Genomic DNA, 11,231 nt, shown 5'->3' with positions numbered 1-11,231 from the left:
TTCGGCCCGTTACCCCCGGATACGGAACGCCCCGGGCCCAAGGGCCCGGGGCGTTCGCCGTGCGCGGTGCGCGCGGAGGGGGTCAGAGGTCCGCGAGGTCCAGCCCGGCCTGCTCGGCGGCGGCCCGTACGGTCTGCTCCAGCAGGACGGCGATGGTCATCGGGCCCACCCCGCCGGGCACCGGGGTGATCAGCGAGGCACGGGCGGCGGCCGACTCGAAGTGGACGTCGCCGACGTTGCCCTCGTTGTACCCGGCGTCCAGGACCACGGCGCCCGGCTTGATGTCCTCGCCCCGGATGAACTCGGCCTTGCCGACGGCGGCGACCAGCACGTCCGCCTGGCGCACGATCGACGGGAGGTCGACGGTGCGGGAGTGACAGTAGGTGACGGTGGCGTTGCGCTCCAGCAGCAGCATCCCGGCCGGCTTGCCGAGGATGGCGCTGCGGCCGACGACGACGGCGTGCTTGCCGGTGAGGTCGACGTCGTAGGCCTCCAGCAGGCGCATGATGCCGCCGGGGGTGCACGAGACGAAGCCCGGCAGGCCGAAGCCCATGGCGGCGAAGGAGTGCATGGTGACCCCGTCGACGTCCTTGCCGGGGGCGATGGCCTCGAAGGCGGCGCGCTCGTCGATGTGGTGCGGGACGGGGTGCTGGAGCAGGATGCCGCTGACCTCCGGGTCCGCGGAGAGCGCGGTGAGGGCGGCCACCAGTTCCCCGGTGGTGGTCGCGGCCGGCAGCTCCACGTGGCGGGAGGTGATGCCGGCCTTGGCACAGCGGTTCTGCTTCATGCGGACGTAGGTCACCGACGCGGGGTCCTCGCCGACCAGCACGGTCGCGAGGCAGGGCGCGGTACCGGTGCGCGCGGTGATCGCGGCCGCGAGTTCGGCGGTCCGCTCCGAGATGCGGCGGGCGAGTGCGGTGCCGTCCATGAGCTGGGCACCGGCGGTCTGGGCAGTCGTCACGGGGTCTCCTGAACGTCGCTGCGGGATAGCGGTTCGCCCAGGCGCGCGGCAGTCGGCGCACATCCGTACGCCGGGCCGCTCCCCGGTGGTGATCCACCCGAACGCCAGTCACGGCCCGCCGACCACTGTAGTCGACATATCCGGTGGTTACCCGGCCCGCGGCCTGGGACGATCGGGGCATGACGCGCACTTTCGACCATCTTGTCGCCGAGGCCGAATCCGTTTCGGTCGACGGCTGGGACTTCTCGTGGCTCGACGGCCGGGCCACGGAACAGCGCCCCTCCTGGGGGTACCAGCGGCTCCTGGGCGAGCGGCTGGCCCGGGTGGGATCCGTCCTCGACATCCAGACCGGCGGCGGCGAGGTGCTCGCCGGGGCCGGCCCCCTGCCCCGGCTGACGGTCGCCACCGAGTCCTGGCCGCCCAACATCGACAAGGCGACCCGGCTGCTGCACCCGCTGGGCGCAGCCGTGGTCGCGGACGCCGACGAGCCGCCGCTGCCCTTCGGCGACGGGGCCTTCGAGCTGGTGACCAGCCGGCATCCGGTGACCGTCTGGTGGGACGAGATCGCGCGGGTCCTGCGGCCGGGCGGCACGTACCTCTCCCAGCAGGTCGGCCCGGCGAGCGTCTTCGAGCTCGTCGAGTACTTCCTCGGCCCGCAGCCGGAGCGGATCCGGCGCGGCCGGCACCCCGACGACGCGGTCGCCGCCGCCGCCGGGGCGGGCCTCGAAGTCGTCGAGCTGCGCTCCGAGCGGCTGCGGACGGAGTTCCACGACATCGGAGCCGTGATCTACTTTCTGCGGAAGGTGATCTGGATGGTGCCCGGCTTCACGGTCGGGCAGTACCGGGACCGCTTGCGCGAGCTGCACGAACAGATCGAAAGCAGCGGCCCGTTCGTCGCGCAGACCGCCCGCTTCCTGATCGAAGCCCGCAAAACGGGCTGACGAAAAGGGCGGACGGAACCGCGCCGGATCGGTTGCGCGGACACAGCGTGGCGCAGGTCACTCAATTCAGCGCGTAACGAATCGACTCGGGCATGCGATGAACCGACAGGTGTCCTCGCGCGGCCCCGGAATACAGACCCCCCTCGGGTCTGTTTCCCGAGTTCGCGCGATGATGTCCCGCCCACCCTTTATCTGTTCGCAACGAGAGGCTCCTTGTGTCGCTCAGCCCGTCCCGTACGTTCCCTCCGGAGATCGCCGAATCGGAGGCCCTCGTCGCGCTCGTCGAGCGCGGCCGCGAGCAGGGTCACATCAACGGTGACGACGTGCGCCAGGCCTTCGAGGCCGGTCGCATCCCGGTGGACCAGTGGAAGCGGGTCCTGCGCAGCCTGAACCAGGTCCTGGACGAGGAGGGTGTCGCCCTTCACGTCAGCGCGGCCCCCGCCACCAAGGCCGCGGCCAAGAAGCCCCGCAAGGCGGCCGCCGCCCCGGCACGCGCCGTGACCAAGAAGGCGGCGGCCCCGCCCCGCCCCATCGGCGCCCGCAAGACCTCGGCCAGCGCGGCCGCGGCCACCGCTGCGGCGATATCCGCTTCGCCGGCCGCCGCGACCGAGGACGAGGTGACGGCGGACGCCGCCGCCGAGCCGAAGAAGCGCACGGTCAAGAAGACCGCCGCCAAGAAGACGGCCGTGAAGAAGACGGCCGCGGCCGCCAAGAAGACGGGCGCCAAGGACGCCGACGAGGGCGAGACCCCCGCCGTCGGCGAGGACTGGGCGGCCGAGGACCTCGCCGACGAGGCCGAGGAGGAGACCCCCGTCAAGCCCGGCGGCACCGCGGGCTTCGTCCTGTCCGACGACGACGAGGACGACGCCCCGGCGCAGACGGTCATGGTGGCCGGTGCCACCGCCGACCCCGTCAAGGACTACCTGAAGCTGATCGGCAAGGTGCCGCTCCTCAACGCCGAGCAGGAGGTCGAGCTCGCCAAGCGCATCGAGGCGGGCCTGTTCTCCGAGTACAAGCTCGAAGAGGAGGAGGACCACAAGCCCGCCTTCAAGCGCGAGCTGGAGATCCTCGTCGAGGACGGCCGCCGGGCGAAGAACCACCTGCTGGAGGCCAACCTCCGCCTCGTGGTCTCCCTCGCCAAGCGCTACACCGGCCGCGGCATGCTCTTCCTGGACCTGATCCAGGAGGGCAACGTCGGCCTGATCCGCGCCGTGGAGAAGTTCGACTACACCAAGGGCTTCAAGTTCTCCACGTACGCGACCTGGTGGATCCGGCAGGCGATCACGCGTGCCATGGCCGACCAGTCGCGCACGATCCGCATCCCCGTGCACATGGTCGAGATCATCAACAAGCTCGCCCGCGTGCAGCGCCAGATGCTCCAGGACCTGGGCCGCGAGCCCACCCCGGAGGAGCTGGGCAAGGAACTCGACATGACCCCCGAGAAGGTCATCGAGGTCCAGAAGTACGGCCGCGAGCCGATCTCCCTGCACACCCCCCTGGGTGAGGAGGGCGACAGCGAGTTCGGTGACCTCATCGAGGACTCCGAGGCGGTCGTGCCCGCGGACGCGGTGTCCTTCACGTTCCTCCAGGAGCAGCTCCAGTCGATCCTGGGCACGCTCTCGGAGCGCGAGGCGGGCGTGGTCTCCATGCGCTACGGCCTCAACGACGGCCAGCCCAAGACGCTGGACGAGATCGGCCGCGTGTACGGGGTCACCCGTGAGCGCATCCGCCAGATCGAGTCCAAGACCATGTCGAAGCTGCGCCACCCGTCGCGCTCGCAGGTGCTGCGCGACTACCTCGACTGAGTCGGCCCGGCCTCCCGGGCCGGCCGGAACACTGGCCCCCGGGGGTGCACGGCAGGGAGGCGCCCTGCGGAACCAGGAAGGCGTGCGCGCCGGATCCGCAGGGCGTCGCGCTGTCCGCGTGTCGCGCGGCACCGTGTGGCCGCGCCGTACCGGGTCGGGCACCTGCCGTCCCCGGGCGCCCCGCCTCAGGCCGCGCTGTCCGCGCGCCGCTTCCGGGCCGCCATCGCGGCGTACACGAGGACTCCGGCGAAGAGGAACAGCACCCCCTGGTAGACCGCGGCGTAGCCGGAGCCGGCCACCAGCCACAGCGAGAAGCCGAAGGCCAGGCCGGCGAGGGCGGTGTCGCGGGCCAGCCGGCCGCGGTGCACGCGCTCGGACCGGCCGGACAGCAGGAAGTAGATCTGCGCGGCGGCGGACAGGAGGTAGGGCACGGTCGCCGTGAAGGTCGTGACCAGGACCAGGACCTCGAAGACGCCCTGCGGGCCGGCGGTGTGGTGGTAGACGGTCAGGGCCGAGGCGAGGGTGACCGTGACGAGGACGCCGGCCACCGGGACGCCGCGCCTGCGCGTCGCGAAGACCTCGGGGAAGAGCCCGTCCTTGGCGGCGGCGTACGGGGTCTGCGCGCTGAGCAGCGTCCAGCCGTTCAGGGCGCCGACCATCGAGACCACGGCGGCGCAGGCGACCAGCGTGCCGCCCCAGGTGCCGCCGAACATGGCGTTCACCGCGTCCGTGAAGGGGGCCTGGGAGGTGACGAGGGTGTCGTGGGCGACCAGGCCGAAGACGGAGAGGGTGCCCAGCAGGTAGACGGTGGCTGCGCCGACGGTGCCCAGGATCGTGGCCCGGCCGACGTTGCGGGCCGGGTCGCGGACCTCGCCGGCGCTCACGGCGGCGGACTCCACGCCCAGGTAGCTGAAGAGCAGGATCGCCGCCGAGGCCGAGACGGCGCCGGCCGCGCTCTGGTCGGTGGCCCGGAAGGGGCCGAGGTGGGCGGGGTCGAAGAAGAACAGTCCGCCCACGGCGACGAGCAGCAGAGGGGCGAACTTCAGCACGGTGGAGACCAGTTGGACGGCGCCCACGTAGCGCGTGCCCGCGAGGTTGGCGAGCGCCGGGAGCCACTGCACGGCGAGGGCGGCCAGGCACATGGACCACGTGTGCGCGCCGACGGCCGGGAACAGCACGGAAAGGTAGCCGACGGCCGCGACCGCCAGCGCCGCGTTGGAGACCCAGGTGGTGATCCAGTAGCTCCAGGCGGCGAGGAAGCCGGCGAAGTCGCCGAACGCGGCCCGGGCGTAGACGTACGGGCCGCCGGTCCGGGGATGGCGCTGGGCGAGGCGGCCGAAGACGAGGGCGAGGGCGATCGCGCCGACGGTGAGCACGGCGAACGCGACCAGGCTGATGGTGCCGAACGGGGCGACCGATGCGGGGAGGAGGAAGATCCCGCCCCCGATGATGTTGCCCATGACCAGGCAGGTGGCGACGGGGAGACCGAACCGCCGGGCGTGCCGGTCGCCCTGCGGCCGCTCCGGGGCGGCGGGGTCGGCGGTGACTCCCCGGGGTGCGGTGTCCTGCGGGGTGTCGCCCCGGGTTGCCGGTGCTGCGGTGCTGGTCATCGGGGGTGCGCCTCGGGATGTCTCACATGGTGGGCAGGTCGAACCATGGTTGACCACGCCGAGGGGCGCACCAAATCAGCGGGTTTCGTCCCGTACGGCACCCTCGACGGAAGGAAAGGTTCCGCCCGTGGCCCCGTCCGGCCGGTGATTCTCCGCCGCCGGTCCGAGAGCCGGCCCGCGAGCCGCTCCCCCCGGCGGTACCGCCGCCGGTTCGCCCGCCGGCCCCGCAGCGCGGGCCCCGGACCGGGCGCCCTGCGGGAAGTCCACCGGCACCTGCGGACCGTCCGCCTCGCGCACCCAGCGCCGCAGTACGCCGTGCACCGCCTCCGCGCCCACCAGGACCGCGTCCGGGTCGGACAGCACCGTCGGCCACATCAGGAACGGGTGCCCCTGCTCCCCGCCGAGCCCGCCGTGCGAACCGATCTGCTCCTCGAAGGCGTGCACCTCCCCCGTCCGCGGGTCGTACGCCGAGTTGACCATCACGTCGGCCACGTGCGGGAAGGTGTCGGTGCGCCGGACCGCCTCCGCCGCGCCCGGCCCGAAGGGGGCCAGCAGTTCCTCGGCCGCGCCGGGGACGTCGAGCCGGGCCTCGGCCCCGCCCGCGCCCAGCACCACCCCGTCGACCAGCAGGAAGCCCACGCCCGGGTGGTTGGCCAGCGTCGTCAGCAGGGCCGGGTGCGCGCGCTCGATCCGCTCCCGCGTGGCGCGTCCGGGGACGTCCGGGAAGGAGATCAGCCCGAGGTTGCCGGACGCGAGGACCACCGGGTCGGAGCCCGGACCCGGGCGGGCCCCCTCGCCCTCCTCCACGGGCCGGTGCAGGGCCGCGAGGACCGCGGCCCGGGCCTCGGCGCCGCTGCGGGTACGGCCCGCCCGGCGGGAGACCGGCAGCCCGCAGCCCGCCCGGACCAGGTCCTTGAGGGTGAGCCCGTACCGGCCGAGGAAGGTCTCCCCCGGGCTCTGGCCGTGGTCGGAGAGGAGCACGACCCGGTAGGAGCGCGGCGCGTGTTCGGCGACCCGGCCGATCAGCGCGAGGCTGCGGTCGAGCCGGGCCAGTACCCGGTCGGTGTCCCGGCCGCGCGGGCCCGAGTGGTGGGCGACCTCGTCGTAGGCGACCAGGTCCGCGTAGACCGCGGCGCGGCCGGCCAGCATGTCGCCGATCACCGCCGCCACCACCACGTCCCGTTCGACGACGGTGGCGAAGGCCCTGATCAGCGGGTACAGCCCGCCCCGGCCGACCCGCGGCTCCTCCTTGCGCAGCCGTGCCCGGACGGACTGGCCGATCTCGCGGCCCACCTCGGCGACGAAGGACAGGGCGGTGCGGACCGCGTTGGCGGGGTCGGAGAAGTACGCGAAGTAGCCCGCGCGGGACCGGTTGGCGGGCCCGCGGCGGGCCGAGACGGAGAGCACGAGGGCCAGCTGGTCGGCGCCGCCGCTGAACAGGTTGCCCCGGCTGGCCCCGTCCAGGGTGAGCAGGCCGCCGTCGCCGGTGCGCTCGACGGCGCGGCGCTGGAGCTCGGCGGCGCTGGTGGGCCGGTTGCAGACCACCACCTCGCCGGTGTCCTTCTCGTACCAGCGGAAGGCGGGCACGTCGAAGGTGGACCCGTGCAGGATGCCGAGCTGGCTGGCGCCGGTCTGGCTGGACCAGTCCGTACGCCAGGAGGTGACGCGATGGGTGCTCTCCAGCAGGCCGGCCACCGTCGGCATCAGCCCGCTGCCCGCCGCCCGGCGCAGCACCTCGTACCCGACCCCGTCGAGCTGGAGGAAGACCAGCCCGGGCGGGGCCCCGTCGGCTCCGCGCGCGCCGGTCCTGCGCTGGCGCCGGCGGCGCCGGTCGGCGAGCCGGTAGAGCCGCCGGCGGTACGCCTCGTCGTCGCGCACCGCGAGCGCGGTGGAGGTCGCCGACGCGACCGCGGACATCACCGCGGCCACCACCACCGCGGTGTCGGGGGCGACCTCACCGCCGGAAGGGACCAGGCTGAGCGCGATCAGCAGCAGCGAGCCGTTGAGGAAGAAGACGAGCAGCCCGAGCACCAGCGCGGGCACCAGCAGCAGGGCCCGGACGAGGACGGGCCAGACGAGCGCGCTCAGCAGGCCGAAGGCCCCGGCGCACCAGGCGGCGGTCAGCCCGATCTGGGTGACGCTGTCGCCGTTGCCGGACCGGAGCCGGAAGTCCGGCAGGATCCCGGCCAGGGCCAGCATCGTCAGTGTGGACACCGCCCACACGAGGACCACCCGCACCAGTGCGGCGCCCGTCGCCCGCCACCGTCCACGCAACACGCCGTACCCGCCTCACCGTCCCGCCCCTTGGGCCCGGCCTCCAGGCTCGCACAACCGCGCTCACCCGGCCGGGCGACACCGGCCGCGCACGGATGTGCGGCAGCCGCGGGTCGGGTGCCGCGCGTCACGCGGCGGCCGGGCGGCGGCGGTCAGGTCCCGTCGTACCCGGCGGTCGGCATGGACAGCCGGCGGTGCACCTCGGCCTTCATCCCGGAGGTGTAGCCCGGCTCCTCGTACCCCGCCGTCTCCAGCCGCACGCCGCGGCGCGCGCACTCGGCGGCGAACTCGTCGACCGAGCGCAGCGCCCGGGCCAGCACCCGGTCGTTGGCGGCGACGAACAGGTCGACCTGGCCCTCGTCGACGCCGGACCACAGCCCGCAGTGGTCCGGACGCATCCCGTAGACGAGCAGGTGCCGCGTCACCACGTAGCCGTGGTCGGCGGCCCAGCGCGCGCACATGGCGTGCTGGCTGCGGGTGTCCACGGCGAAGGGGTCGGCGTCCAGGTCCTCGAGCGGGGTCAGGCTGGCGATCGCGGCCACGCGCAGCTCTTCCATGGCCCCCGACCCTACTCGGATCCGGCGCCGGGGAGGAGGGGTCCACCGGGTCCGGTCCGGGCGGGGCCCCGGTTCGGGGCGCTTCGACGGGGCACGCTCTAGGCTCGGTGACGGACGAGCGAGGGAGGGAGGCCCGCATGCCGGTCGAGATCACCTGGTGGGGGCACGCCACGTGCACGGTCGAGGACTCCGGGGTGCGGCTGCTGACGGATCCGCTGTTCGCGCGGCGCCTGGCGCACCTGCGGCGGCGGCGCGGCGCGCCGCCGCCGCCCGAGGCGGCGCGGGCGGACGTCGTGCTGATCTCGCACCTGCACTCCGACCACCTCCACCTCCCCTCCCTGGCACGGCTCGCGCCCGGGACCCGGCTCCTCGTGCCGCGCGGCGCCCGCAAGGCGGTGCCCGGGCTGGCCCGGACCGCCGCGCTGCGGGACCTGGCGGTGACGGAGGTGACGCCGGGCGACGAGGTCCCGGTGCGGGCGGGGGTCGTCGTACGGGCGGTCACGGCCCGGCACGACGGCCGGCGCCTCCCGTTCGGTCCGCAGCTCGCCCCGGCCCTCGGGTACGTGGTCGAGGGCGCGGCGCGCACCTACTTCGCCGGGGACACCGGGCTGTTCGACACGATGGCCGAGGAGGTCGGTCCGGTGGACGTGGCCCTGCTGCCGGTGGGCGGCTGGGGCCCGTACCTCGGCCCCGGCCACCTGGACGCCGGGCGGGCGGCGCTGGCGCTGGCCGAGCTGGCCCCGGCGGCGGCGGTCCCGGTGCACTACGGGACGTACTGGCCGATCGGCATGGACGCGGTGCGGCCGCACGAGTTCCACGCGCCGGGCGAGGAGTTCGTGCGCCGCGCGCGGCAGCTCGCGCCGAAGGTGACCGTACGGGCCCCCGCGCACGGCGAGAGGGTACGGCTGCCGTGAGCCCGCTCGACCTCGCGGTGGCCGCCGGCCAGGCGCCGGAGACCACCCGGCAGGCACTGGGCTACCCGGCGCTGTTCGTCCTGGTGGCGCTGGGCGCGCTGGTTCCCGTGATCCCGACGGGGGCGCTGGTGAGTTCGGCGGCGGTGGTGGCGTTCCACCACCAGGCGCCGCCCTTCGGGGTGCTGCTGGTGTTCGGGGTGGCCGCGGCGGCCGCGTTCACCGGGGACGTCGCGCTGTACTGGCTCGGGCAGCGCGGCGTGCGTTCGCGCAACGGCTCGCGGTGGCTGGAGCGGCTGCGCGCCCGGGCCACGCCCGAGCGGCTGGAGCAGGCGCAGACGAAGCTGGACGAGCACGGGGTGCTGGTGCTGGTGGTGTCCCGGCTGCTGCCGGCGGGCCGCATCCCGGTCATGCTGGCGTGCCTGCTGGCGGAGTTGCCGCTGCGCCGCTTCGCCCACGGCGACGCGCCGGCCTGCCTCGCCTGGGCGGCCACGTACGGCCTGATCGGCATCGTGGGCGGCTCGCTCTTCTCGGAGCCGTGGAAGGGCGTGGCCCTGGCGGTCGGGCTGACCCTGCTGATCAGCGCGGGTCCGGCGCTCTGGCGGTGGATCAGGGCGCCCCGGCCGGCCGACGGGTGAGCCGGCCCCGCCGCGGGCGGCCCCGGGGCGGCGGTGCGTGCGAGCGGCGGCACGACGGCGCGGCCGCGGGCGCTCACTCCGCGAGGACGGGCCTGCGGTCCGCCCACGGACGTACGGCCTCCAGCTGCGCCGCCACCCGGACGAGGGTGGTCTCGTCGTGCTCCCCGCCCACCAGCTGGACGGCCGACGGCATCGCGTCCGCGGCGAATCCGGCGGGCACGGAGGCGGCGGGGTTTCCCGTGACGTTCCACAGCGCGGTGTAGGCGATCATCGGGAACGAGCGGACCATCGCCCGGAGCAGGCCCGCACCGTCGAGGGCGCCGACGCGCCGCGGCCGTTCGGCGAGGGTCGGGGTCAGCAGCACGTCGACCTCTTCGAAGACCCGGTTCGCGCGCACGGCCATCCGCTCCCCGGCGCGGACCGCCCGTTCCACGACGGCCTCGGGCGCCAGCCGGGCGACGCGCAGCGTCTGCCGGGTGCGGCGTTCCAGGAGCTCCGGCCGTTCCATCGCCGCCGCCTCGGACCGGACGCCGCCGCCGAACTGCGGGAGGAACGCGGCCGTGGTGTCGGGGTAGCGCGGGTCGACGGGGCGTACGTCGTGGCCCAGTTCGCGCAGCGCCCGCACGGTGTCGCGCAGGGCCCGTACGTGGTCGGGGTGCGGACGCACGCCGGGCACCGCCGCTTTGGCCGAGTACCCGATCCGGAGCCTGCCGGGGTCGGTGGACGCCGCCTCGGTGAAGCTCGTGCGGGTGGGGCGCGCGGTCCAGCGGTCACCGGCGACCGGCCCGCTGAGGACGTCGTACAGGACGGCGCTGTCCAGCACGGTACGGGTGAGCGGCCCCACGGTGCCCAGGGCGTACCAGAGGTGCGGGTGGGGGGCGGTGGAGACGCGCCCCCGCTGCGGCTTGAGCCCGAACAGGCCGCAGCAGGCCGCCGGGATGCGGATCGAGCCGCCCCCGTCGCCGCCCAGGGCGGCCGCGACCAGCCCGGCCGCGACGGCGGCGGCGCTGCCGCCGCTCGATCCGCCGGTGGTGCGGGAGGTGTCCCAGGGGTTGCGGGTGTAGCCGTGGGCCGCCGACTCCGTGAACGGCCACTGGCCGAACTCCGGCATGGCGGTCTTCCCGACGATCACCGCGCCGGCCGCCCGGAGCCTGCGCACCGCCTCGGAGTCGCGGACGGCCGGGGTGTGGTTGGCGGCGCCGCCGAAGGTCGTCACCTCGCCTTCGACGTCGAGCTCGTCCTTGACCGCGATCGGCACGCCCTCCAGCGGTCCGCCGTCCGCGCCGGCGGCGCGCGCGGCGTCCCGGGCGTCGGCCTCGGCCAGCGCCCGCTCGGCGCGGACCACGCGGAACGCGCCCAGGTGGCCGTCGATCCGCTCGGTGCGGCGCAGGGAGGCCTCCACCAGCCGCCGGGCGGTCACCTTGCCCGCGCGGACGAGCTCGGCCTGCCGCGCGACCCCCAGGTACAGCAGCTCGGTGTCGTCCATGTGCGCGCCTCCCGGGGGACGGGCCGGGCCCCGCGTGCGGTTCCGTGC

At 74.8% G+C, this 11,231-nt stretch carries 9 protein-coding genes and 1 riboswitch; of the genes, 4 read left to right on the top strand and 5 right to left on the bottom strand.

Annotation, left to right across the window (positions count from 1 at the left end; all coding sequences use genetic code 11):
* Positions 1–82 precede the first annotated feature (82 nt).
* Positions 83–928, bottom strand: coding sequence for a bifunctional 5,10-methylenetetrahydrofolate dehydrogenase/5,10-methenyltetrahydrofolate cyclohydrolase (locus ACZ6S8_RS05325; protein WP_469452792.1), 846 nt, complete (start codon positions 926–928; stop codon positions 83–85).
* A 61-nt stretch (positions 929–989) separates the two neighbouring features.
* A riboswitch (ZMP/ZTP riboswitch) is annotated at positions 990–1,083 on the bottom strand.
* A gap of 57 nt (positions 1,084–1,140) precedes the next feature.
* Between ACZ6S8_RS05325 and ACZ6S8_RS05320 the strand changes: the two genes are divergently transcribed.
* Positions 1,141–1,902 carry a class I SAM-dependent methyltransferase gene (locus ACZ6S8_RS05320; protein WP_469452659.1) on the top strand — a complete coding sequence of 254 codons (762 nt, stop codon included), beginning with the start codon at positions 1,141–1,143 and terminating at the stop codon, positions 1,900–1,902.
* Between the two features lie 215 nt (positions 1,903–2,117).
* The gene (locus ACZ6S8_RS05315; RefSeq protein WP_469452657.1) at positions 2,118–3,707 is read left to right on the top strand and encodes an RNA polymerase sigma factor; all 1,590 of its coding nucleotides are present in this window, start codon (positions 2,118–2,120) and stop codon (positions 3,705–3,707) included.
* A 185-nt stretch (positions 3,708–3,892) separates the two neighbouring features.
* On the opposite strand, the gene ACZ6S8_RS05310 is transcribed toward ACZ6S8_RS05315, so the two are convergent.
* The 3 genes from ACZ6S8_RS05310 to ACZ6S8_RS05300 all read right to left on the bottom strand — a co-directional run bounded on the left by ACZ6S8_RS05310 (position 3,893) and on the right by ACZ6S8_RS05300 (position 8,148).
* The gene (locus ACZ6S8_RS05310) at positions 3,893–5,317 is read right to left on the bottom strand and encodes an amino acid permease (protein ID WP_469452654.1); all 1,425 of its coding nucleotides are present in this window, start codon (positions 5,315–5,317) and stop codon (positions 3,893–3,895) included.
* Between the two features lie 75 nt (positions 5,318–5,392).
* Positions 5,393–7,594, bottom strand: a complete 2,202-nt coding sequence (locus tag ACZ6S8_RS05305; protein WP_469452652.1) for a phage holin family protein — start codon at positions 7,592–7,594, stop codon at positions 5,393–5,395.
* 149 nt (positions 7,595–7,743) lie between these two features.
* Entirely contained in the window at positions 7,744–8,148 is a 405-nt protein-coding gene (locus ACZ6S8_RS05300; protein WP_469452650.1) for a recombinase family protein, read from the bottom strand.
* A gap of 137 nt (positions 8,149–8,285) precedes the next feature.
* Here ACZ6S8_RS05300 and ACZ6S8_RS05295 point away from each other — a divergent pair, with 137 nt between their 5' ends.
* Both ACZ6S8_RS05295 and ACZ6S8_RS05290 read left to right on the top strand, forming a co-directional pair.
* Positions 8,286–9,062, top strand: a complete 777-nt coding sequence (locus tag ACZ6S8_RS05295; protein ID WP_469452648.1) for an MBL fold metallo-hydrolase — start codon at positions 8,286–8,288, stop codon at positions 9,060–9,062.
* Positions 9,059–9,697, top strand: a complete 639-nt coding sequence (locus tag ACZ6S8_RS05290) for a DedA family protein (protein ID WP_469452646.1) — start codon at positions 9,059–9,061, stop codon at positions 9,695–9,697. Before ACZ6S8_RS05295 ends, ACZ6S8_RS05290 begins: the two co-directional genes overlap by 4 nt.
* Positions 9,698–9,770: 73 nt before the next feature.
* Here ACZ6S8_RS05290 and ACZ6S8_RS05285 read toward each other — a convergent pair whose 3' ends face one another.
* A complete protein-coding gene (locus tag ACZ6S8_RS05285) occupies positions 9,771–11,183 on the bottom strand; it encodes an amidase (RefSeq protein ID WP_469452644.1) in 1,413 nt (470 codons plus the stop codon).
* Positions 11,184–11,231 lie beyond the last annotated feature (48 nt).

This window comes from Streptomyces sp. NPDC048461, assembly GCF_055587105.1.
The sequence above is the reverse complement of the archived record's forward strand: the minus strand, read 5'-3'. Positions and strand labels throughout refer to the sequence as shown.

Coding starts and splice junctions, on each gene's coding strand:
- ACZ6S8_RS05310 (WP_469452654.1), bottom strand. CDS start 5,317: ATGACCAGCACCGCAGCACCGGCAACCCGGGGCGACACCCCGCAGGAC.
- ACZ6S8_RS05325 (WP_469452792.1), bottom strand. CDS start 928: ATGGACGGCACCGCACTCGCCCGCCGCATCTCGGAGCGGACCGCCGAA.
- ACZ6S8_RS05320 (WP_469452659.1), top strand. CDS start 1,141: ATGACGCGCACTTTCGACCATCTTGTCGCCGAGGCCGAATCCGTTTCG.
- ACZ6S8_RS05295 (WP_469452648.1), top strand. CDS start 8,286: ATGCCGGTCGAGATCACCTGGTGGGGGCACGCCACGTGCACGGTCGAG.
- ACZ6S8_RS05285 (WP_469452644.1), bottom strand. CDS start 11,183: ATGGACGACACCGAGCTGCTGTACCTGGGGGTCGCGCGGCAGGCCGAG.
- ACZ6S8_RS05300 (WP_469452650.1), bottom strand. CDS start 8,148: ATGGAAGAGCTGCGCGTGGCCGCGATCGCCAGCCTGACCCCGCTCGAG.